The following is a 21,771-nucleotide window of genomic DNA, read 5'->3' as shown; positions in this document are numbered from 1 at the left end:
GGCGACAAACACCGCAGCACCGCAGACAGCCATGATCCGCGCGGCAAGATCCCGACGCGGTCCGGGCCTTACGAGTTCGTATCTTTCTTGAAGCTTTCCAGATATTCGGTCGACAGTTTCGACCAGCGCAGCGAAGCCTGCATGCCGCCATCGACGAGCAGGTCCGTGCCCGTGATGTAGGATGCCTCGGGACCGGCAAGCCAACAGACGGCGGCGGCAATATCCTCGGCATTCCCCAACCGCGCAATCGGCTGGCTGGCGATGGTCTGGTCGATCGGCGCTCCGTGCTTGCGTTCATGGCGGATCATCGCGGTTGAAATGATGCCGGGGCTGATCGAGAGCAACCGCGCGCCGCGGGCGCCCCAGTCGGCGGCCTGCGCCTGCACGCGAAGCTGGTTGGAGCGCTTGGCAAGCCAGTATGAGCCAATGCCTGTGTCGTGGCCCGCCACGCTCTGCACCACCGCCTTCAGGTCCTCGATCGGGGCCAGCGCGAGTTTTTCCTCCACGTCCAGCGGGACCGGCGAGTAATAGGCGGCGTTGCTGGCGGTGACGAACGCCACCGTGCCGTCCACGGCCAGCGGCTTGAACGCATTCAATATGTGGATCGTGCCGACGAGGTTCACGTTGAAGATCGTCTCCCAGTCCGCCATGCCGGGAGAGACGCCCGCCGTATGCATCAAGGTTGCGAGCCGCCCGGTCCTGGCTACCAGTGCGGCTAGCTCGTTCACGGAATCGGGGTCGGCCACGTTGACCACCGCGGACAGCACCTTGTAGCCATCGTCCTCGAATTGCCGAACCGTGTCGGCCAGAACCTCAGGATTGTTGTCCGCGAGCACAAGCTGTTTGCCAACGCCGAGACGGCGGGCACATGCAAGGCCGAGTCCGCGAACGCCGGTAATGACGACGACATTATCATTCATGTTTCCGCTCCTATGATATTGGGGGTGTTGCGCTTGATGGTTGTTCAATTTCGCGAACGGGCGGTGGCCGCCATTTCGGGCCCTTCGCGGTGTCCAAGGCGGTCACACCCCCCCCCCACGGCTCCGAGCAGCGCGGTTGCTGCATCTTCGTGCATTTCGGGCGAGGGGTAGTAATCGTTGCGGCCGGTGGCCAGCGCGACATATTCGACCCCGCGATTTTCATAATTGGCGGGATCGATCGGCTTGCCAGTCCAGCGGTTGATGAGTGGCGCGCCGGCCCCCCGCTCGCTTACGCAGTTGACCGCGGCGGTGCACATCGCCGCCGCCTCTTTGGCCATCGCCGCGTCGACCAGTTGCGGAAACGCACCGAACATCCGGTGGACCAGCTCGACAGTCGGCCGCCGGCCCACTTCCGCGCGCAGTTCAGGCCAGGCAAGCGCCGCCGGCTTTTGCTGCGAGAACCACAGGAACACCACCGGCACGGTGATCGCAGCGCGCAGCCGCCGCATCGATTCCAGCCAGCTCGCCCGGCTTTCCGCCACGAGGCGGGGCGCGTCATCGGGCGTTTCCTCCAGCACCCGGCTCCACGCGGAAACGGTATCGATGCTGTCACCGCTCACCCGGTCACGCAGATATTCGACATAGCCGTCGGCGGCAAAGCGGCTGTTCGCCTCGTGGCGCGCCGCCATCGCCTGCACGACGACGAAGCGGCCCCGGTTCATCGCGGCGATCAGCGCGGGATATTGGAGATAGAATCCCGGCCCGGCGCCGCCCACCGCGAGGTTGAGGGCGCTGAGGCCAAGACGATCGGAGAGCAGGTCGGGATAGGGACGGTCGACGAAGCAGCCATAGGTCTGCGCCGCGCCGAGGCACGTGAAGAACGACCCCTCGGGCGCGGCCTGCGGATCGATTGCGGGCCCGCGAAACGGGACCGGGCAACCGTCCAGGGTGAACGGACGATAGTCGACGATGTCCGCATCGCGCGTCGGATAGTCGGGGAACCACTGGTGCATCAGCGTCTTTCCAGAGCAATGTCGAAGCGGGCGATATAGTCGCCGAACTGGCGATCGACCGTCGCTTCGGTCAGCGCATAATCGGCAAGGTCATAGAGATGGGCGCCGGCGTGGCCACGCGCTGCCTCATGGGTGGTGATCGCCGCTTCCATCGCCTGCGCCACCACGTCGCTCAGCTCCAGCCCCTCGAACGCATAGAGCGCGCGGATCGTCGCCATCGGGTCGCGGATGAAATCGCGGTAGTGAATGTCGTGAAAGGCATGGTCCGGATGGCGGTCGCGCGCGGCGATCATCCGCTGCGCGCTGGCGGCGAGGATCCCGGAGACCTGATAACCGACCATCGCCAGGTCGACATCGCTGTTGGTCATCGACAGCGGATGGGCATTGAGGCTGCAGGTCGAGCCGAGCGGCTTGATCGGGTCTCGATGGGTGTAGACGATCCGCGAATCGGGATATGTGGCGATGATCTCTTCCACGGCGAGCGCATGCGAGGGGAATTTGAGCGTCCAGGCCCCCGGTGCGGCGCTCTGCAGCACCTGGAGATAGCGGCAGTGCCAAGCATAGGCGGCGGCCATGTCGGCATGATGCAGCCACCATTCGAAATAGTCGGGCACCTGGGTATGGATCAGCAGCGAGAACGACTTGAAGTCCTGCTGCATCTGCCAGAAACACTCGGTGGGCTCGTCGCCGCGCTCGACATGATGGTTGAGCGGCAGGAAACCGCTTTCGATCCGCGCATCGACCTCGCGCACCCGCACCGCGATGCGCGGATCATCGTGCAGGTGGGCGGCCTCGGCCGGGGGCAGTTCGCGATTGCCCTCCCAGTTCCAGTGCATCCGCCGCTGCGGGTCGAGGCTGAGCAGATTGACCAGGAAGGTCGTGCCCGCGCGTGGCATGCCCAGCACGATCAACGGGCGCGTCACTGGCGTCGCGGCCGCCGCCGGATGCGCGGCGTGCCACGCTTCCAGCGCGAACCGGGCTCTGAGCGTCTCCACCAGGAAGGCTTCCGTCCGCTCGCGCGCGCCCGGTCGCATCGTGCGCGAACGCGCCAGATCGGCGAGGAACACCTCCAATCCTTCACGCCAGCTTTTGCCGGCGGGCGGGATGCCCGCTGCCGCCGCCCGGGCGACCAGGCGTTCGACCTCGGCAATCGCCGGGACCATGGTGTTCAAGCCGCGTCCTGCTGCGCGATGGTCCTTGCCAGCTCCACGACGATCGGCGTGCCATTGAAGCTGGCGCAGCCGCTCGGCACGTCGAATTCGGCGTCGTCGCTCAGCCGGTTGTAATTGGCGCCGTCGAGGCTGTGGGCGAGGCCCAGGCGCGAGCCGTCAAGCGCCTCGCTCCAGCCGTGCGGCACGCATACCGTGCCGATCCCCACTTCGTCGGTGATGCGCGCGGGCAGCGTGATCTCGCCAACCCGCGAGCGCAACCGAACCTCGTCGCCTTCGTCGATGCCGAGTCGGATGGCATCGGCCGGACTGATCATCGCCGTACAGCGCTTCGGCCCTTTCACCAGCGGCTGCAGATTGTGCATCCAGCTATTGTTGGAGCGCATCTCGCGCCGACCGATCAGGCGCAGCGTACCGTGCGCGAACCTGCCATCGTCGATCGCCTGCTCCAGCCGGGGAATATCGGCAAGGAACGGAGCGGCCGCCAGCGCGATCTTGCCGTCGGGGGTGGCGATCGCCTGCGGCAGGCGTCCGTGCTGCATCGGCCCGTGGGAAATCCCGGCCGGACTTTCGCGCAGCCGGGCCAGTGACAGGCCGCCGGGATGGCTGCCGAAGCCGTCGCCGTTCTTGCCGCCGCGCAACAGGATATCGAAGATGCGTTCGGGCCAGTCCTCGCCATCAGCGCTGGCCAGGAGCCCGGCCAGGTCCGCCCCGGCGGGCAGGCGCGGCAATTGCGGTGCCTGGCGCGACAGATATTCCACCGCGCAGCGCAGGTCGTAAGCGGCCTCGTCCATGCCGATGAAGCGGGCGGCGAGGCCGTTGATGATGCTCCAGTCGGTGCGTCCGTCGGGATCGGGCGGCAGGATGCGCGGCGACCAGGAGATCACGTCCTCCACCATCCAGTTGTTCCAGATCAGCGTGAACTCGCTGTGGCGCAGGTGATCGCCCGGCGGCAGGATGACGTCGGCAAAGCGCGTCGTCTCGTTGAGGTAGATGTCGACCGCGACCAGGAACTCCAGGCTGTCCAGGGCGGCGGCGACGCGGCCGGCATTGGGGTTGGACAGTACGGGGTTGCCCGCGATGATCGTCATGCCCCGGATGCGACCGGGGCCCGGCGTCTCGACATCCTCCCACATGGCGTGGGTGGGCATGGTGGCGCCCAGTTCCGGCGCGCCCGAGACGCGCGAGTGCCAGCGACCATGGGGCGGCTGATCGCCGACATAGGGATCGCGGGTGAAGACCGGCAGGCTGCCCTCGGGGAAGATCACCCCACCCTCGGCATCGCAATTGCCGGTGAGGATGTTGAGGCAGTCTATCGCCCAGACGCCGAGCGTGCCGAAGCTCTGGGTATTGATGCCGACCCGACTATAGGCGGCGGCACTGCCGGCGGCGGCAAAGTCGCGCGCCAACTGGGTGATGCGCTCCGCTGCGATGCCGGTGAGAGGGGCGACGCGCTCGGCCGGGAATTGCGCCGCGACGGCGCGCAATTCGTCGAGTCCCGACACGTGCCCTTCCAGGCGGCCAAGGCGCACCAGCCCCTCGCGGAACAGCGTGTCGATCAGCGCCAGCGCCAGCAGCGCGTCGGTGCCCGGACGGATGGCGAAGTGGTCGTCGGCCAGTTCGGCAGTGGGCGTGCGGCGCGGATCGACCACCACCAGCCGCCCGCCGCGGGCGCGCAACCGCTTGAGCCGACCGGGCATGCCGGGGGCGCCGAACATGCTGCCATTCGACACGGCCGGGTTGGCGCCGAAGATCAGGAAGAATTCGGTACGGTCCACGTCGGGTACGGGAACATTGCCGATATCGCCATAGAGATAGGCGTCGACCATGTTGCGCGCGAAGTTGTCGATCGCGGCCGCCCCGGTGAGTTGCGCCGGCATGGCGGAGAGCAGCGACCCTCCGACCAACTGCAACGCGGCGACGTGCGCCGTGGGATTGCCCAGATAGATGCCCAGCGCGCTCGACCCATGGTCAGCCACGACGCGCCTGAGCCCGGCCGCCGCAAAGTCCAGCGCCTCTTCCCAACTCGCCTCGCGGAAGCCCTCGCCATCGCGAATCAGCGGCCTCGTCAGCCGGTCGGGATCCTCGCGCAGCGCCTTGATCGCCTGCGACTTCGGGCAGACATAGCCCTTGCTCGACGGATGGGCCGGATCACCGGACACCCGGCCGACCACGCCACTGTCGGGATCGGCTTCGATGACCAACCCGCAGCTGGCCTCGCAGGTCGGGCAAATTCGGGGGAATGTTTGCAGCGCCATCGATTTAATCTCCCAGCCCGGATCATGAACCGGGTGCTGGGCGGTCGCCTCGTCCTTTCGGACAATGCAGGAGTGGCGTGCCGGGTGGGCTTGTCCTTATCAGGAATCGTGGCCTTCTCCTGCCGCGGCCCCTGATGGAGAGGCTGCGCCAAGGATGCGCCGCCATCCGGCCCTGGGCCGCTCGGGCCTGGAGTTTTCTGCCGCGCTCCGGCCTTCGGCGCATCAGTCCTCGATGATCGTGTCCGTGCCCTCGCGTTTCATGCGGGCGAGATTGTCCTTCATCTCCCTGACTTGCTCGGGAGCATGGCCGACCCAATCTTCCAGTTCGCCCGTGATCCGCAGCGGCGCGGTCGATCGGTACGAGGCGGTCATGTTGCCGGGAAACCTCTTGTCGGTGAGGTTCGGGTCATCCTCAAACGGGCCGGTCGGCTCGACGATGAAGATACGACCCCTCCCGTCACCCCTCGCCAGTTCCGCGCCCCATGTGGCCGCTTCGAGCTTCGCCGCGAAATAGACGTGCTTCAGCCCCCGTTCGACGAAATTGCTCTCGAACCCCGGCGCGATCAGGTCGCCGATGACGAGATTGGCCTTGGTTCCGTGATAGAAGATGGTCCCGGCGGGAACGTCCTTGGCGTACATGGCGCGTTCTCAGGCCACATCGGCGGCGGCGAAGTGAGCCATCTGGTCACGATGCGCCTTTTCAAACGCCGGTCGCGCCGTGGCACGGGCGAGGAAGTCGCGACAGGCCGCGTGATCGGACACCCGTCGAACCGATCGACCTGCCGCATCACATCCGCCATGAGCAGGTCAGCAACCGTGAAGCGGCCCGCAACGAGCCATTCGCGATCGACGAGAACCGCATCCATTCGGTCGAGCCGGGCTTTCAGGAATTTGTCGATCATCTTCGCCTCGGGTGCTTCGCCGGGCAATCCCATGAACCGGAACAGGCTCCATGGCTGGCACGGCAGGTCGACCGAATTGAGCGCGGCGATGACCCATGACAGGACTTCGGCCCGACCCGCGCGTCCTGCGGCATCAACGCCGGGCTCTTGTCCGCCAGATGCAGCAGAATCGCGCCGCTCTCGAACAGGGTCAGGTCGCCGTCGGTCAGCCACGGCACCTGGCCGAAGGGCTGCGCCGCGAAATGTTCGGGGCCGCGATCGCGAAACGGCGTGCTTTCCACCCGATAGGGCAATCCTGCCTCTTCGAGCGCCCAGCGCACCCGAAGGTCGCGCACAAGGCCCCGTGGCATCTCCGGCACCCAGTCATATGTGGTCAGGATCAGGTCGCTCATGGGCAATCTCCGGTTCGAAGCCGTGGGTCGATGTTATGCCCGCACCCGCCAATCCTCTTCGCAAGCCGCCGACACAGGACGATCTTATGACCAAAGTCGATGACGTGCTATATTGCGCCAATAATGTATCGCAACCAGACAGTTAGTTGCGAATGTGCGCGGATCATCCTGCCTTGTCGCAATGCATATCAGGTTCATGCGACCCGGGGTTCAACCGATGAGCTTGCGCTTGATTGACCGCAACGGCTGCCGCCGCTTGCCGGCACGCCTCCAGGGGCTGTCGGTGGCGCTGGAAGCCGCGGGCCGGCATGTACGTTTCGACCGCGATCAGCCCCTGTCCAAAGCCGGCGGAAAGATGTACTCTTCGCCTTGGCCATGAGGCGTTTCCTCATGCCGGGACGATGCCCTGGGCAGGCTCCAACATGGACTGCATCGCGCACCGGTCCCGACAGAGGGCAGGACAAGCCGGACGCTCGTCATGGCGAGCTTCAAAGGGAGAGCGGCCATGGCAATTGCTCATCCAGGTGAAAAAGCATCGTCTCGTGACGAATATGAGATTCGCAGGATCGGACTGCCTGATCTGAAGATCGCACTGCAACAGGGCTGGGACGATTTCCAGGCCAAGCGGGGCGACCTGATCTTCATCGGTTTCATCTATCCCGCAGTGGTGCTGATGGCCATATTGATGGCCAGCCGCGTGTCGATACTGCCGCTGCTCTTCCCGCTGGTCGCCGGCTCCATCCTGTTCAGCCCGGCCCTGGCGAGCGGCTTCTACGAACTGGCGCGACGCCGCGAACAGGGACTCGACAGTCGCTGGCGGCATTTCCTGGATGTGGTGCGCGGACCGTCGGCGCCCGCGCTCTTCGACCTTACCAGCATCACCGCCCTGCTGTTCCTGGCCTGGCTCGGTGCAGCGTGGCTCATCTATAACGCCACTGTCGGCCAGCTCGGTCCCCAAGCGGTCAGTTCGGTCGGTGTCTTCCTGAACGCGGTATTCGGCACGGTCGAGGGCTGGAAGATGATCATCGTCGGCAATCTGGTCGGCCTCGGCTTCGCAATCGTGACCCTGGCGGTCAGCGTCGTGTCCTTTCCCATGATCATCGACAAGCGGACCAATTGGGGAGTGGCGCTGCGCACTTCCGTACGGGTCGCCTGGGCCAATCCGGTGACGGTCGCCATGTGGGGGCTGATCGTCGTCGGGCTGCTGATCCTCGGCGCGCTGCCGGGTCTGGTCGGGCTTGCCATCGTGCTGCCGGTGCTGGGCTATGCGACCTGGCATCTCTACACGCGGGCGGTGGTTCGGTAACCCGAACCCGTTCGGGCTGAGCCTGTCCAGGCCCTTCGCTTTTCTGAAGGAAAGGGCTGCGCCTCAACAAGCGCAGCCCGAATGGGCGCTGAAGCGTCGTGCCCTAACTCAGTTCGCGCTCTTCGGCGCTGGCAAAGGCGGCGCTCCATTCCCCAAGGTCGCCAGATAGCGGATCACCGCTGCTCGATCCTCGGGCCGGCGGAGCCCGGCAAAGCTCATCTTCGTCCCCGGCACGTCCCGCCCCGGCGAGGCAAGGAATTCGAACAGCTTGTCATAGCTCCATGCGCCCCCATGCGCCTTCATCGCGGGCGAATAGGCAAAGCCCGCATGGCTCGCCACCGGGCGGGCGACCACGCCCCAGAGATTGGGGCCGATCCGGTTCGGCCCGCCCTGACTGAAGTCGTGGCAGCTGGCGCAGAGCTGGGCCTTCGCCTTGCCCGCATTGGGATCGGCACTGGCGAGCAGCGTTCCCAAATCCGCCGGCGGCGTGGCGGCGGTGGCGCCGGTCCCGGCGCCAGTCGATGGCAGGGAAACCTTCCCGCGCATGTCGCGGTGATAGGCGATCAGCCGATTGCCATCCGCCGGATCATCGAGGCTCGCCGGCCAGTCGCGCTGCACCGATGCCATATCTATGCGCGGCGGCATGTCGTCAGGCTTGTAGGCAAGATCGCCGGCACTGGCATGCGGATAGAGTTGCCCTGAAAACCAGTTGAAGCTCCAGAGCGACGCCGCGGCCCCCGCGACACACAGCCCCGTCACCACCCAACGCATCCGCGCCATGGTTCAGCCTCCCCCGCCCATGAAGATCGCCCTTGTCCAGAAGGCGTAGTTCGCCTCGATCGTCATGATCCGCACCAGCACCAGCAGCACCAGCGGCGGCGTCAGTATCGCGTAGATCAGGGACAGCCGTTCCCATGCGAGATGCATGAATATGGACAGGATCAGCCCCGCCTTCAGCAACATGAACAGCACGATCAACGTCCAGCGGACGATCCCCTGCACATGCATGTAGTCAACCAGATAGGAAAGGGTGCTGAGCAGGAAAAGATAGCCCCAGACCTTCAGATAAAGGCTGATCGGATGATGCACCCCTTCATGCACAGCCCCGACATCGGCATTGGACAGATCCTGCTTCATGGAGCTCACCACAGGTAGAAGAATGCGAAGATGAAGACCCAGACGAGATCGACGAAATGCCAGTAGAGTCCCGCAATCTCGACCGCGCTATAATCGCCCGTGCGATCATAATCGCCGCGCGCGACCTTCGACGCGATGATCAGCAACAGGATGACCCCACAGGTCACATGCAGTCCGTGAAAGCCGGTGATCATGAAGAAGGAGGCACCGAACTGCGGCGCGCCCATGGGGTTGTACCAGGGCCGCACCCCCTCTTCGAAGATCAGCTTGCTCCACTCGAACGCCTGCATGGAGAGGAAGGTGAGGCCGAACAGCGCGGTCAGCAGCATGAGCCCCGCCGTTCTGCGGCGGTCGCGCCGGTAACCGAAATTCACGGCCATGGCCATCGTGCCGCTGGAACTGATGAGCGCGAAGGTCATGATCGCGATCAGGACGAGCGGAATGTCCTGTCCGCCGATGTTGAGCGCGAAAACCTCGGCCGTGTTGGGCCAGGGCAGCACGGCCGAAGCGCGCATTGTCATGTAGCCGGTCAGGAAGCAGGAGAAGATGAAGGTATCCGACAGCAAAAAGATCCACATCATCGCCTTGCCCCAATGGGTATGGCGAAACACCTCCTGATCCGCCGACCAGTCGGCCGCGATCTCGCGCAGGGCTGGGGTGATGACTTCCCTGTCTCTACGATCCTGCGTGGTCTGGAGCATGGCGCAACAACCTCAAGTCAGCAGCAGCAAGACGGCGATCAATATCCAGATGAGCAACAGCAGGTGCCAGTAGAGCGCGCACAGTCGCACCTGGCCCGGGTTCCGCGAGGCCAGCACCCAGCCCGCGGCGCCAAGCCCGCCGATGATATGCAGCCCATGCAGCGCGGTCAGCAGATAGAAGAAGGCGTTGGCCGGATTCGTCGCCAGATAATAGCCCGCCGCCTGATAATGACGCCACAGCATCCACTGTCCGCCGAGGAAGCATAGCCCCAGCACCCCGCCCGCGAGCGACGCCATGCTCGCCCGGCCCCGGATCGCGGCTCGCCGGGCCATTTCCCAGGCAATGCTGCTCATGACCAGCACTGCGCTGTTGATCCACAGCAATGGCGGGTCGGGCATCGCGGCCCAGTCGTCTGCATGACCCATGGCCGCGTGCAGCCCCATGCGCATGACATAGGCCGCCACCAGCAGCGAGAACATGACGGCCATCACCACCGCATAGAGGGTCAGCCCGACCGATCCCGCCGAGGGGCGATGCGACGGGTCCAGCCTGTCGCTCGCCGGTTCCCAGCTCCGTTCGGAAAGGCGCGCGATGAGGTTCATGCGCGCGGCTCGGTCTGCGGGATGAAGTCGCGCTCGGCGCCAGGGACACTGTAATCATAGGCCCAGCGATAGACGACCGGCAGCTTCGGCCCCCAATTGCCATGGGCCGGCGGTGTCTGGGGCGTCTGCCATTCCAGGCTCGCCGCGCCCCAGGGATTGGGATCGGCCTTCGGACCGCGGAACAGGCTCCAGATCATGTTGAAGAAGAACAGGCTCTGCGCCGCGAACACCGCCAGCGCCGCGATGCTGATCCACTGGTTGGCCAAATGCACCGATGGCGGGATGAAGTCGGCCTGCCCCAGCGCATAATAACGGCGCGGCACGCCCAATATGCCAAGGTAGTGCATCGGCAGGAAGATCGCGTAGACGCCGAGGAAAGTGATCCAGAAATGGAGCTTTCCCAGCGTCTCGTTCCACATCCGCCCCGTAATCTTGGGATACCAGTGATAGATCGCGCCGAAGATTACCAGAACCGGCGACACGCCCATGACCATGTGGAAATGCGCCACCACGAAAAAGGTGTCCGACAAGGGTACGTCGACGCTCACATTGCCCAGGAACAGTCCTGACAGTCCGCCATGGATGAAGGTGAAGATAAAGGCGATGGCGAACAGCATCGGCACGCGCATATGGATGTTGCCGCGCCATAGGGTCAGCATCCAGTTATAGACCTTGATCGCGGTGGGAATGGCGATGATCAGCGTCGATGTGGCGAAGAAGAAACCGAAATAGGGGTTCATCCCGCTCACATACATATGATGCGCCCAGACGAGGAAACTCAGCGCGCCAATCACGACGATCGCCCAGACCATCATGCGATAGCCGAAGATATTGCGCCGCGCATGGACACTGATCAGGTCGGACACGATGCCGAAGGCGGGAAGCGCGACGATATAGACCTCCGGATGGCCGAAGAACCAGAAAAGATGCTGGAAGAGCAGCGGGCTGCCCCCCTGTGTCGACGTGATCATGCCGGCCGACTGCATCGCCGGCATGAAGAAGCTGGTACCCGCCAGACGATCGAACAGCATCATGACCGCGGCGACGAACAGCGCCGGAAAGGCCAGAAGGCCCATGACCGAAGCGGTGAAAATGCCCCACACCGACAGCGGCATCCGCATCAGCGTCATGCCTCGCGTCCGCGCCTGCAGCACCGTCGTCACATAGTTGAGGCCACCCATGGTGAATGCCGCAACAAAGATCGCCAGGCTGACCAGCATGGTGACGATGCCCCATTGGTGACCCGGCGTTCCTTCGCTGATCGCTTGCGGCGGATAGAGCGTCCAGCCCGCGCCCGTCGGTCCGCCCGGCACGAAGAAACCCGCCACCAGCACGATCACCGAAAGCAGGTACAGCCAGTAACTGAGCATGTTGACGAAGGGGAAGACCATATCCCGCGCACCGATCATCAACGGAATCAGATAATTGCCAAAGCCGCCGAGCAGCAGGGCCGTGAGCAGATAAACGACCATGATCATGCCATGCATCGACACGAACTGCAGGTAATTGTCCGGCTGGATCGCCGGGAAGGCCCCCGGAAAGCCCAATTGCAGCCGCATGAGCGCCGAAAGGACCAGCGCCACCAGCCCGATGCTGATCGCGGTCACGCTATATTGGATGGCAATGACCTTGTGATCCTGGCTCCAGACATAGCGGGTGACCCAACTATGCGGATGATGCAGCGGGCGCAGATCGTCGGCCAGGGTGGTAGCCATCAGCGAATGCTCCAGGAGGCGGGGACTGAACAGGCGTTCGCCTTGATCAGGAGGATCGACATGGCGGCTGGAGGCGTCTCGGCCAGTATCTGCCCGAAGCTGCTCTGTTGCGCCTGCCACGCGGCGAAGGCCCTGGGCGAATCGACCACCACCTTGCCGCGCATTTCATGATGGCCCGTGCCGCACAGTTCGGCGCAGAGTATATCGAACGTCCCCGTCTTCGTGGGTGTCATCCAGAAATAGGTGACGATGCCGGGCACCAAGTCCATCTTGGCGCGGAATTCGGGTACATAGAAATCGTGCAGCACGTCCTTGGAACGCAGCAGGATCTTCACCGGCTTGCCCACGGGTAGATGCAGGTCGCCCGTTTCGACCAGCAGGTCGTCGCGCCCATAGGGGTCGAGCGGATCGAGCCCCAGCACATTGTCCGGCGTCACATATTTGACCGCTGCGGCACCCAGAACGCCATCGGGACCCGGATAGCGGAACGACCATTGCCATTGCTGCCCCACCGCCTCGATGATCGTTGCCTCCTTGGGCACCGATACATATTTGCCCCAGGCAGCCAGTCCTGGCGCCAGCATCCCGGCGATGCCGATTGCCGTCCAGAAGGTCAGCCGTTTTTCGAGCCGACTATTTTCCGGTTCATAATGGGCGCGGTGTCCGGGCCGGTGCCGATATCGCACCAGCGCCCAGGCCAGGAAGAGGTTGAGAAGGACGAATGCCGCCGCGCAAATCCACAGCGTAACGTCGAGCGCGGAGTCTATCGAACCCCAATTGGTCGCGATCGGTGTCCGCCACCATGGACTGAACAAGTGGAAGGCGACCGAACCAAACACCAGCAAGGCGATGGCGACCGCAATCGGCACAGGCCCTCTCCCACCAATGGTGAGGCGGCTCCGGTCGAACGGCTTGTCGACCTTACGAGTCGCCTTCGGATAATAACCGTTTGCCGCAGTCTACAGAAAAACGCGGCGTTGTGAAAGTGTTGGGCCCGACGATATCGTCCCCTCCAGAATGTCGAGGGATCCTTCATCTTGCCGCGCATCTGATGCGGAAACCTCGCCCCATGCCGCGATTGCCGCGTCTGAGGGGGGATGAGGCGGAGCATCGAGCCCTTCCGGGGGAGCGTGGCTATATGCGCGCAGTATGGAGCCGCGCGGATGGCAATTTCACTCAGGGGCGTGGGGCCAACTGTGCCCGATTGCAGGCAAATAGGAGCGGACGGTCGTCCGCCCCCAGCAGAGTGGCACCGAGCATCTGGCCGGCGCGGGCGCCCCGGGGGCGCTGCACCGGCAGCACCCCCACGCCCTCGCCCACGCCCTCGCCCGGCGTCTTCCCGGATGGATCCATGACGATGGCTTTGACGCCGGACGTCCCGATATCGATGCCGAAGAACCTGGCGAGGGTCCGGTCGATCAGAAGAAGCCGCGTACGGCGAAGGCGATCGTCCGGCTGCGCTGGATGAACGAGCGGAACATGTCGGGATCGACGATATAGTCGCGACGATTGGCACGGGTGAGGTTGGTGCCGGTGACGCTAAGCTCCAGATGCTCGATCGGACGGTAGGAGATGCTCGCGTTGAGCTGACCATATCCCTTGGTGAAGGTCGGCTGCGCAGCACGATCGTTGCCGCCGCCGAGCGCCTGGAAGTAGCTCGACCGATAGGCATAGGCGACGCGGGTCGCGAACGGGCCCTTCTCATAATAGGCGATCGCGTTGGCATTGTGCTTCGATGCCCCCGGGAAGCCGTAGGAGGTGGTCGACGCGGCATTGTCGATGGTGATCTTCGAGTTGATATAGGTATAGTTCGCCTGCACGCCGAACCCGTCCCACGGTGCGGGCAGGAAGCTGAACGGCTGGTTCAACCCGACTTCGGCACCATAGACGCGTCCGTTCGATGCATTGACGGGCTGCGTCACGTCCAGGCGGGTCGCGCCCTGTGCCGGAATGGTGGTGTCGAGGGTCACCGTGCGCAGGATGAAGTCGTCGACCTTCTTGTAGAAGCCGCCGAGATACAGCGCACCGCCGCCGCGGGTGTAATATTCCAGCCCCAGGTCAAGCTGCCACGCCGTCAGCGGCTTCAGCTTCGTATTGCCGAGCGTCGCGGTGCCGCGCTGGCTGGGATCGACGCGCGGATCGTTGGGATCATAGTAGCTGACCGCGTTGCGTGGCGCGGTATCCTCATATTCCGGGCGCGACATCACGCGGGACACGGCCAGACGGACATGCAGCGGGTCGGTGGGATTGAGGTCGAGGTTCGCCGAGGGGAGAAATTCCCAGTAGCGATGCGTGTCGCTGGTCGGCGTCAGCGTCTGGCTGAGCGTCGCGTTCAGGCCGTTGAGGATCGTCGTGCTCTGCGTCGACCGCGAGGTCAGATCGGTGTAGACCGCCCGGACGCCCACATTGCCCTTGACCGGCATATTGCCCCAGGTGCCATTCCCATCGGCCTGCACGTAGAATGCGGTCGTCTTTTCATGCGCGGTGATGGCGAAGGACGCGTCTTCCTTGTCGATCGCCGCGTCACGCAGCGCGGGAACCAGATTGGCGGCCGCCGGATAATCGAGGAACGGGATCGGCACCCCGAAATTGAAGCGTGTCAGGAAGCCGGCATCCTGCCCGTTGAAGATCACGTCGGGCATCTGCTGGGAAATGGCGGTAGTGAAGCCGGTAGCCGCATCGGGAGCCGGCACGAACAGCGAGGTGCTGCGCAGCCTTATGGTCGTGTCCTGATAGCGCACGCCCGCCTTCAGCACGACATCCGGTGCCACGTCATAGGCGATGTCGCCGCGAAGCGCATGGGCATGCGAACGGTTGAAATATTTGCGCCCGAAGAAGCCGTTGAAGACGCCGCCCGGCGGCGTGACGACGTTGGTCACTCCCGTAATCGTCGGCACCATTGGAACGCCGTCAAATTGCACGTTGCGATTCGGCGCGCTGGTGCCGCCGAAGAACAGCCGCAGATCCTGATCATAGCGACCGTTCGAATAGCCATAGTCGACGCTCGCGCGGAAACCGTCGCCGTTATACTTGATGTTGCCGCCGGCGACGATCGCATACTGGTTGTTGAAGAACTTCAGCGGCTGCGGATCCAGCGTGACGCCCGGGCCCGTTCCTCCCGCATAGGCGAGCTTCGACGTATCGAATGCGAGCAGCCGTCCGTCACGGACGGTATAGCCGCCGGGGCTGGCCACCCCGTCATAGACGCTGCTGGCGCCGTTAAGCTGGAGATCGTTGGTCGGCCGGAACTGCTCGTTCAGAAACTTGGAATAGGTTCCGTCGACGTTGATTTCCCATTGATCGCTCGGTTTGAACTGAAGACCGCTGCTGAACGCCAGGCGGCTGATCTTCCCGTCGTTCTTCGACGCCGTGATGCGCGAGGGCACCAGCACGCCGCGCTCGACACGGTCGATGCTGCCGTCGGCATTATCGTCGAACGACAAATCCCGAGTGGCAAAGCGCGAAAACAGTTCGGAGCTGGAAGTGTCGCCGTGCGACCACAGGCCCGACAGATAGACGCCCAGCCGGTTGTCGAGCAATTTGGTGCCGACGACACCGCTGATCCGGGGAATGAAGTTTTTCGTCTGGTCGTCATAGTCGGCACGGACGGTCAGGCTGCCGAACGACGTGCCGCCACCGGGCGCGCGATAGTCGAGCGGCTTCAGCGTCTGGACGTCGATCTCGCCGGCGATGCCGCTTTCGACCAGGTCGGCGGTCGGTGTCTTGTACACCAGCATGCCCGAAATGACCTCTGTCGGCAGCACGTCGAGATTGACCTGGCGCAGTGAGTTGATGCCCTCGTTGCCGCCGGTCAGCGGAACGCGGCCGTTGATCGTGACTTGCGTGTAGCCCGGGCCGAGACCGCGGATCGATGCGCGATCGCCCGCGGTGCCGCTGTCGTTGCGTTCGATCTGAACGCCCGGCACGCGCTGCAGGACGTCGGCGATGTTGACGTCGCTGAAGCGGCCCAGATCCTGGCTGGTGACGGCCTCGACGACGGACGCGGCCTCGCGCTTGACCGCCACGGCACGCTCCGCCGAGGCGCGGTAACCGGTGACGATGATATCCTCGACATTGCTGGCCTGTGCCGGGGCCGTGCCAGCTGCGGCATCAGAGGAGTCCTGCGGCTGTGCCGGCGAGCCGGGGGGCGGCGTGGTCGCCTCACCTCCCGCCTGCGCACAGGCCATCGACGCCTGCATGAGAGACATTGCACCTGCCGTGCACAGGCACATGATCCGGGTGATCTTCATTCATCCTCTCCCTCTTGCGCGATCGGTCGACCGCCGCCCTTGTTCGCCGTGAATGCAGCCAATCGATATTTCATGCAAGCCAAAAACATCATATAATTCATATTTTGATATATCAGTGAGTAAATTTTGTTGAATATACAGGATAATTCAGACCGAAATGCCGCTGTCGGGGCGGGATTACCCCTCTATTGTCGGTGACGGCGCTGTGCCGTTAGGCGTGAATTGCGGCCGTTGAGATCGATTTATCGGCTTGCGCCCGTAAAATTTCTCTGAAATATAGATCTGAAATATCAGATATGACGAAAGGCAAACGAGGATGAGGATTACGGCATATCGGATTACCCGTTTTCACTATCCTCGCGATCGACCGGTCGGCGATTCGCAGGTGCATACGACCGAAATCCATGTGGCCGCGATCGAACTGATCGATTCGGCGGGACATGTCGGCCTCGGCTTCGCGCAATCATTGTTCAACGCCCTTCCCGACGAGCAGGAGATCGAGCGGACCTTCCTCGAACAGGCGTGGCCCGCCCTCGATGGTCAGGAACCGGCGGCACTGGCGCTCGCGGTGCGGCGTCCGCGCGGCGGCAATGTGCGCCGCATGTCGCTGCCGTTCGAGGAGGCGATCCAACAGGCGGTCTGGGACCTGTTCGCACAGCAGCAGGGCCTGCCGCTGTGGCAGATGCTGGGCGCCGATCGGTCAAGCGTTCCCGTCTACGCGAGCGGGCTGGACTTCCATCTGTCGGACCACGCTTTCGTCGAGCTGTTCGGCAACGCCGCGGAAGCCGGCTATCGCGGCTTCAAGATCAAGGTCGGCCATCCCGACCTCGAGCGCGACGTTCACCGGCTGAACCTGTTGCGCAAGACGGTGGGCCAGGACCGCCCGGTGATGGTCGATCCCAACGAGGCGTGGACCGTCGGGCAGGCGATCGACGCCCTGCAGACGTTCGAGCGCGCGGGGCACCGCATCTACTGGGTCGAGGATCCCGTGACCCGCGACGATATCGCGGGGCTGAAGCTGATCCGGCGGACCGGCATCACCCGGGTCAACGCCGGCGAATATCTCGACCTGTCCGGCAAGCGGCGCCTGCTCGAACAACAGGCATGCGACATGCTCAACGTCCATGCCCAGGTCGGGGACGTGATGCGCGCCGGATGGCTGGCCAGCGAGCAGAATGTCGAAGTGACGCTGGGCAACAGTTTCCTCGAGATCGGCGTCAACATGGCGTTGGCGCTGCCAGGCGTGCGCTGGCTGGAATACAGCTTCCAGAATTTCGACCATCTGGTCGAAAAGACGTTTACAATCCGCGACGGCATGATCTTCGGCAGCGATACGCCTGGGCACGGTTTACGGTTGAGCGCGACCGCACAGGAAGATTGCCGGCGACTGACTGCGGCGGCAGCGGCATGACAGCGCCCTTTGCTCCCCCGCCCCGTACGATGGCGACCGGTCGGCGCGACTGGCGACTGATCGTGTCGCTGGGTGTCGTCTTCTTCGTGCTGCTGACGCTGTATGCCGCGGTGCTGGGCGTGCTGCTGCCCAACCAGATCCAGGATATCTCGCCCGCCACCAAGACGAAGACGCTGGGCGTGGTGTTCGCGATCACGTCCGTCTTCAGCACGCTGGCAACGCCAATGGCCGGCGCCTTCTCGGACCGGACGCGAAGCCGGTTCGGGCGACGCACACCGTGGATCGTCATCGGCGCGCTGATCGGCGGCGGCGCCATCATCATGGTGCCTTACGGATCGGGCATCGTCGCGGTGACGGCCCTCTGGGTCGTGGCGGCGATCAGCCTCAATTCGATGCAGCCGGCGATCACGACCATCGTCGCCGACCGGTTCGCGGTGGAGGAGCGCGGCTTCGTGTCGGGCGTGGTCGGCGCGGCAATGACGGCCGGCATTTCCGCCGGCACGATCTACGGCGGACTGCTCGCTCATGATCTGCGGCTCGCTTACGGTCTGCTGGGCGGTGCGATCATCCTCGCCTGCCTGTCGTTCGTGGCGCTCAACCCGGAACCGCGCGAAACGCTGCCGCCGGCCTCGCCGTTTCGCCTCGGCGCGTTCCTGCGCTCCTTCTGGATCGACCCGCGCGAACATCCCGATTTCGCATGGGCGTTCCTCGGGCGCTTCACGATCTACATGGGCTATCAGGCGATCGTCACGTACCTGCTCTATATCCTTCAGGATCACATCGGGTTGAGCCAGGGCGACGCAAATACCACCATCGCGCGCCTGTCGTCGGTAACATTCGTCGCGCTGGTCATCTCCGGCCTCGCCTCCGGCTGGCTGTCGGATCGCTGGCAGCGCCGCAAGCCGCTGGTCTTCGCCGCTGGTATCATCATGGCGCTGGCGGTCGTCGCCCCGCTGGTGCAGCCCAACGCCGCCGGCATGTTCGCCTATGCGGTGCTGATCGGACTCGGCTATGGTGCCTTCATGTCGGTCGACCTCGCATTGATGACGCAGGTGCTGCCGGCCAGCGAAGGCGGTGATGATACGGGCAAGGATCTCGGCATCCTGACCACCGCGGTGAACGTCCCGCAAATCCTCAGCCCGGTGCTCGCTGCGACGCTGCTCAGCGCGACCGGCAACGATTATCCGCTGCTGTTCGTCGTCGCGGGGGCGTTCGTGCTGGCGGGTGCGTGTCTCGTGTTGCCGATCCGGTCGGTGCGATGAGCGGCGCTTCGCTATCCTGCCGAAAGGCTTTGCGGTTGACCCGTCCCGGTGATGAGGCCATTTCGTCTGACTATGCCACGTTCGAAAATCAGCGCCGTGTCGGCGACCGATCCCCCTGCCAGCGAGAAATCCGTCGGCGAGAGAGGAAACGAACCGCCGCTGGCCGAAAAGGCCTATCGTGCGATCCTTCAGGGCTTGTTCGACAGAACCATCCCGGTCGGTGCCGAATTGTCACAGAACGAACTGATGCGATTGCTCGGCCTCACCATCCAGCCGCTGCGCGACGCGTTGCGAACGTTGGAGACGGAGGGCCTGGTCACGATTCACGCGCGATCCTGTATCCGCTTCGTCAAGGCGGATCTGGAACTGTCGCGATCGACCTACCAGTTCCGCTCGCTGATCGAGCGGGCGGGGGCACGGGCTTTCGCGGAAACGGGCGATGCGGCGGAGATTGCGGAGATGATCGCGGCGCATCGCGATCTGATCGCCGATCTGGAGCGTCACGACCTGGGTCCGGCCGAGGAGGATCGGCTGGGGTTGCTGGAGGAGCAGCTGCACGGCGCGCTGATCTCATCGTTGCGCAACTCGCTGATCGAAATGACCGCGCGACGGCTGAAGAATTACGTGACGCTCGTTCGGCTCGACCGACTGGTGACGAGACCGTTGGCGCTGCGTACGCTGCGCGAGCATCTCGACATTCTGGAGGCGTGCGCGAACCGCGATGCGGACGCGGCGGAAGCGGCGCTCGCCGGCCATTTTCAGCAGGCGCTGCAACGGATTCTCGGTATGGCGTGATACCATGCAGGTGATCGACGCGCACCATCACCTTTGGGCGCTCGACACGCCCGGGCACCAGTGGCCGACCGTCGCGGAACCGTCGATTCATCGTGATTTCGCGATGGACGACCTGATCGCCGCGACGGGCGATGTCCGGCTGGCTGCCAGCGTCTTGGTCCAGTCGCAACCGACCGACGCCGATACCGACTGGATGCTGGCCGTGGCGGAGACGAGCCCTGTCGTCGGTGCCGTCGTCGGATGGGTCGATCTCGCGTCGCCGCAGGCACCGGGCAGGATCGCCACGCTCGCGACCGCGCCCAGGCTGCGCGGGTTGCGGCCGATGCTGCAGTCCATCGCCACCACCGACTGGCTGCTCAACCCGGCGCTGGAGCCCGCCATCGCGGCGATGCTGCGGCACGGCCTGCGCTTCGATGCGCTCGTGCAGCCCCGGCATCTGCCGATGCTAGCGCGTTTCATGGATCGCTGGCCGGATCTTCCGGTCGTGATCGACCATGCGGCAAAGCCCTTCATCGCCCAAGACAGGGCCGATCCGTGGCGGACACAGATCGCCGAGCTCGCTGATCGCGGCGCATGGTGCAAGCTGTCGGGGCTGCGCACCGAACAGGTGGCCGGCGCTCCGGCGGACCAACTGCGCCCCTATGTCGACCATCTGCTCGCATGCTTCGGCGATCGGTTGATGTGGGGCAGCGACTGGCCGGTGCTGCGCCTGTCGGGGGACGATTTCGCGCAATGGGTGGCGGATGCCGACCGGCTCACCGGCCTGCACGGGCCGGCGCGGTATCGCCTGTTTCGCGGTGCGGCGGCCGCATTCTACGGCATGAAGGGCTGAGCGATGGGAACGCACCGTGTGGTCCGCATCATGGACCTCGCCACCGATGCCGCGGCGATCGCCGCCTATGACGATGCGCACCGCGTCGGCCGAACGCCGGCTGCGGTCGTCGAGGCGCAGCATCGTCATGGCATCGTCGAGATGGAGATCTTCCGGGCCGGCCACCGCCTGGTCATGATCCTGACGCTGGCCGAGGATTTCGACGCGGAGGGATTGCGGCGGATCGAGCGCGATCATCCCCAGCTCATCGCATGGCAGGCCCGCATGGCCGAGCTTCAACGGGCGCCATTTGCCGATGGCGAACCCTGGCCGGTGGCGCATCGCGTCTTCCGGCAGAGTGATCATCTATCGAATGAGGACAGGATATGAACAGACTGGCGGGCAAGCGCGCCCTCGTGACCGGGGCGGCGCAGGGGATTGGCCGCGCGACGGTGGAATTGTTCCTGCGCGAAAGCGCGGAGGTGATCGCACTGGACGTGCAGGCGGAGGCGCTGGCGACGCTGGCCGGGTGCCGGACGAAGGTGGTCGACCTGCTCGACGCCGTGGCGGTCGACGCCTTGGGCACGGAGGTCGGGACGATCGACGTGCTGGTCAATTGCGCGGGCTATGTCGATGCCGGCGACCTGCTCTCCACCGGGGAACGGGGCTATCGCCTGTCGTTCGACCTCAACGTCGATGCCGCGATGCGGATGATCCGCACCTTCCTGCCCGGCATGATCGCCGCGGGTGGCGGGTCCATCGTCAACGTCGCGTCGGTGGCGGGGGCGATGATCGGCGTTCCTGACCGCTTCGCCTATTGCGTGTCCAAGGGCGCGCTGGGCGGGCTGACCAGATCGGTGGCCGTGGATTATGTGCGGCACGGCGTCCGCTGCAACGCGATCTGCCCTGGCACCGTGCAGTCTCCGTCGCTCGACCAGCGGCTCGCGGCGACCGGCGATGCCGAGGCTGCGCGCGCGGCCTTCATTGCGCGCCAGCCGATGGGGCGGATCGGCACCGCTGAAGAGATTGCCGCACTGGCCCTCTATCTCGCCTCCGACGAAAGCAGCTATATCACCGGGAGCCTGATGGCGATCGATGGCGGCTGGACGATGGCCTGAGCCGCCCG

General features: G+C 64.5%; 22 protein-coding genes. 7 read left to right on the top strand and 15 right to left on the bottom strand.

The annotated features are described in order from the left end of the window. Positions 1–68: 68 nt before the first annotated feature. The 7 genes from MRBLMC3_RS20420 to MRBLMC3_RS20390 all read right to left on the bottom strand — a co-directional run bounded on the left by MRBLMC3_RS20420 (position 69) and on the right by MRBLMC3_RS20390 (position 6,654). A complete protein-coding gene (locus MRBLMC3_RS20420; RefSeq protein ID WP_363831873.1) occupies positions 69–920 on the bottom strand; it encodes an SDR family oxidoreductase in 852 nt (283 codons plus the stop codon). 44 nt (positions 921–964) lie between these two features. Further along, positions 965–1,933 carry a DUF6473 family protein gene (locus MRBLMC3_RS20415; protein ID WP_363831870.1) on the bottom strand — a complete coding sequence of 323 codons (969 nt, stop codon included), beginning with the start codon at positions 1,931–1,933 and terminating at the stop codon, positions 965–967. Next, entirely contained in the window at positions 1,933–3,096 is a 1,164-nt protein-coding gene (locus MRBLMC3_RS20410) for a sulfotransferase family protein (protein ID WP_363832101.1), read from the bottom strand. Before MRBLMC3_RS20410 ends, MRBLMC3_RS20415 begins: the two co-directional genes overlap by 1 nt. Positions 3,097–3,101: 5 nt before the next feature. Next, positions 3,102–5,360, bottom strand: a complete 2,259-nt coding sequence (locus MRBLMC3_RS20405; protein WP_363756120.1) for a molybdopterin-dependent oxidoreductase — start codon at positions 5,358–5,360, stop codon at positions 3,102–3,104. A gap of 222 nt (positions 5,361–5,582) precedes the next feature. Then, on the bottom strand, positions 5,583–5,999 hold the full coding sequence (gene arr, locus MRBLMC3_RS20400; RefSeq protein WP_363831867.1) for an NAD(+)--rifampin ADP-ribosyltransferase: 417 nt from the start codon (positions 5,997–5,999) through the stop codon (positions 5,583–5,585). Further along, complete coding sequence (locus tag MRBLMC3_RS20395; RefSeq protein ID WP_363832098.1) at positions 5,924–6,226, bottom strand: glutathione binding-like protein; 303 nt, start codon at positions 6,224–6,226, stop codon at positions 5,924–5,926. Before MRBLMC3_RS20395 ends, arr begins: the two co-directional genes overlap by 76 nt. A 32-nt stretch (positions 6,227–6,258) precedes the next feature. Beyond that, a complete protein-coding gene (locus tag MRBLMC3_RS20390) occupies positions 6,259–6,654 on the bottom strand; it encodes a glutathione S-transferase N-terminal domain-containing protein (RefSeq protein ID WP_363831864.1) in 396 nt (131 codons plus the stop codon). Between the two features lie 505 nt (positions 6,655–7,159). Between MRBLMC3_RS20390 and MRBLMC3_RS20385 the strand changes: the two genes are divergently transcribed. Beyond that, positions 7,160–7,960 (top strand): DUF2189 domain-containing protein, encoded by an 801-nt coding sequence (locus tag MRBLMC3_RS20385; RefSeq protein ID WP_363831861.1) that lies wholly within the window; start codon positions 7,160–7,162, stop codon positions 7,958–7,960. A gap of 108 nt (positions 7,961–8,068) precedes the next feature. Here MRBLMC3_RS20385 and MRBLMC3_RS20380 read toward each other — a convergent pair whose 3' ends face one another. The 8 genes from MRBLMC3_RS20380 to MRBLMC3_RS20345 all read right to left on the bottom strand — a co-directional run bounded on the left by MRBLMC3_RS20380 (position 8,069) and on the right by MRBLMC3_RS20345 (position 16,366). Further along, positions 8,069–8,740 (bottom strand): c-type cytochrome, encoded by a 672-nt coding sequence (locus tag MRBLMC3_RS20380; protein WP_363756117.1) that lies wholly within the window; start codon positions 8,738–8,740, stop codon positions 8,069–8,071. A gap of 3 nt (positions 8,741–8,743) precedes the next feature. Further along, positions 8,744–9,097, bottom strand: a complete 354-nt coding sequence (locus tag MRBLMC3_RS20375) for a cytochrome C oxidase subunit IV family protein (RefSeq protein ID WP_363737833.1) — start codon at positions 9,095–9,097, stop codon at positions 8,744–8,746. A 5-nt stretch (positions 9,098–9,102) separates the two neighbouring features. Then, a complete protein-coding gene (locus MRBLMC3_RS20370) occupies positions 9,103–9,798 on the bottom strand; it encodes a heme-copper oxidase subunit III family protein (RefSeq protein ID WP_363737831.1) in 696 nt (231 codons plus the stop codon). A 12-nt stretch (positions 9,799–9,810) separates the two neighbouring features. Further along, a complete protein-coding gene (locus tag MRBLMC3_RS20365) occupies positions 9,811–10,401 on the bottom strand; it encodes a cytochrome c oxidase subunit 3 (protein WP_363737829.1) in 591 nt (196 codons plus the stop codon). Then, positions 10,398–12,116, bottom strand: coding sequence for a cytochrome c oxidase subunit I (locus MRBLMC3_RS20360; protein ID WP_133653177.1), 1,719 nt, complete (start codon positions 12,114–12,116; stop codon positions 10,398–10,400). The genes MRBLMC3_RS20365 and MRBLMC3_RS20360 overlap by 4 nt, the downstream gene beginning before the upstream one ends. Continuing rightward, positions 12,116–12,985 carry a cytochrome c oxidase subunit II gene (locus tag MRBLMC3_RS20355; RefSeq protein ID WP_363831858.1) on the bottom strand — a complete coding sequence of 290 codons (870 nt, stop codon included), beginning with the start codon at positions 12,983–12,985 and terminating at the stop codon, positions 12,116–12,118. The genes MRBLMC3_RS20360 and MRBLMC3_RS20355 overlap by 1 nt, the downstream gene beginning before the upstream one ends. A 307-nt stretch (positions 12,986–13,292) precedes the next feature. Then, positions 13,293–13,469: a hypothetical protein gene (locus tag MRBLMC3_RS20350; protein ID WP_363831855.1), complete on the bottom strand. Its 177-nt coding sequence runs from the start codon at positions 13,467–13,469 to the stop codon at positions 13,293–13,295. 65 nt (positions 13,470–13,534) lie between these two features. Then, complete coding sequence (locus MRBLMC3_RS20345; protein WP_363831852.1) at positions 13,535–16,366, bottom strand: TonB-dependent receptor; 2,832 nt, start codon at positions 16,364–16,366, stop codon at positions 13,535–13,537. Between the two features lie 316 nt (positions 16,367–16,682). Between MRBLMC3_RS20345 and MRBLMC3_RS20340 the strand changes: the two genes are divergently transcribed. The 6 genes from MRBLMC3_RS20340 to MRBLMC3_RS20315 all read left to right on the top strand — a co-directional run bounded on the left by MRBLMC3_RS20340 (position 16,683) and on the right by MRBLMC3_RS20315 (position 21,763). Next, positions 16,683–17,777 carry a mandelate racemase/muconate lactonizing enzyme family protein gene (locus MRBLMC3_RS20340; RefSeq protein ID WP_363737821.1) on the top strand — a complete coding sequence of 365 codons (1,095 nt, stop codon included), beginning with the start codon at positions 16,683–16,685 and terminating at the stop codon, positions 17,775–17,777. Next, positions 17,774–19,039 carry an MFS transporter gene (locus tag MRBLMC3_RS20335; protein ID WP_363831850.1) on the top strand — a complete coding sequence of 422 codons (1,266 nt, stop codon included), beginning with the start codon at positions 17,774–17,776 and terminating at the stop codon, positions 19,037–19,039. The genes MRBLMC3_RS20340 and MRBLMC3_RS20335 overlap by 4 nt, the downstream gene beginning before the upstream one ends. Before the next feature lie 72 nt (positions 19,040–19,111). After that, a complete protein-coding gene (locus MRBLMC3_RS20330) occupies positions 19,112–19,834 on the top strand; it encodes a GntR family transcriptional regulator (protein WP_133653172.1) in 723 nt (240 codons plus the stop codon). A 4-nt stretch (positions 19,835–19,838) separates the two neighbouring features. Further along, a complete protein-coding gene (locus MRBLMC3_RS20325; protein ID WP_363831847.1) occupies positions 19,839–20,666 on the top strand; it encodes an amidohydrolase family protein in 828 nt (275 codons plus the stop codon). 3 nt (positions 20,667–20,669) lie between these two features. Then, complete coding sequence (locus MRBLMC3_RS20320) at positions 20,670–21,035, top strand: L-rhamnose mutarotase (RefSeq protein ID WP_363831844.1); 366 nt, start codon at positions 20,670–20,672, stop codon at positions 21,033–21,035. Continuing rightward, complete coding sequence (locus tag MRBLMC3_RS20315) at positions 21,032–21,763, top strand: SDR family oxidoreductase (protein WP_363831841.1); 732 nt, start codon at positions 21,032–21,034, stop codon at positions 21,761–21,763. Before MRBLMC3_RS20320 ends, MRBLMC3_RS20315 begins: the two co-directional genes overlap by 4 nt. Positions 21,764–21,771: the final 8 nt, after the last annotated feature.

The sequence above is a fragment of the Sphingobium sp. LMC3-1-1.1 genome (genome assembly GCF_040676285.1).
Taxonomy (GTDB): domain Bacteria; phylum Pseudomonadota; class Alphaproteobacteria; order Sphingomonadales; family Sphingomonadaceae; genus Sphingobium.
Note: the sequence above shows the minus strand (reverse complement) of the source record. Positions and strands in the feature narration are given on the sequence as shown.